Source organism: Salinisphaera sp. G21_0 (genome assembly GCF_017744115.1).
Lineage (GTDB): Bacteria > Pseudomonadota > Gammaproteobacteria > Pseudomonadales > Endozoicomonadaceae > Endozoicomonas.
In genome coordinates this window covers 1-537 of the sequence record NZ_JAGHQW010000285.1, presented here as the reverse complement: position 1 = coordinate 537, position 537 = coordinate 1, and the positions used below count along the sequence as shown (strand labels likewise).

Annotated in this window: 1 protein-coding gene; it reads left to right on the top strand. The window is 49.5% G+C overall.

What is annotated here, in order from left to right:
* Positions 1–537: hypothetical protein (locus J7439_RS26090; RefSeq protein WP_209204972.1), on the top strand; the 537-nt coding region annotated here is incomplete at both ends.

Here is a 537-nt window from a genome sequence, read left to right as displayed (position 1 = left end):
CTGCCCTGCTTGAAAGAGGGCTGGCAGGAGGGCAAAGACGAGGACGTTAAGGGCAAACCGCTCGACCGGGCACTGGTCACCAATATTTCCTCCATGTGTTCCTCTAAAGGCTTACCGAAAGATAAGGGCGTGAAGGCCTTCCTGACGCTGCTCTGCTTGAAAGAGGGCTGGCAGGAGGGCAAAGACGAGGACGTTAAGGGCAAACCGCTCGACCGGGCGCTGGTCACCAATATTTCCTCCATGTGTAATGGCAAAGGCTTACCGGAAAAGACGAAAGTGCAAGCCTTTATTCAATGGCTATCCCCGGATGACAAGAAGAGTCTTCTGAAACTTTCTTGCCGCATATTTGCACGCTTTGGAGTACCCTCAGGAGAAAAACTGACTGATAATGAGAACAAACTCCGCCAATCTCTTAAACAGCAAGGTTATTCTACGGACATTGGAGGCGACAGCAGTGATGAAGAAGATGAACTTTTAGAATCAAGTCAAATGAAAGCACTGGCTCTGTACTTCTCTTCTGCGTCCGCAAAATGGAAC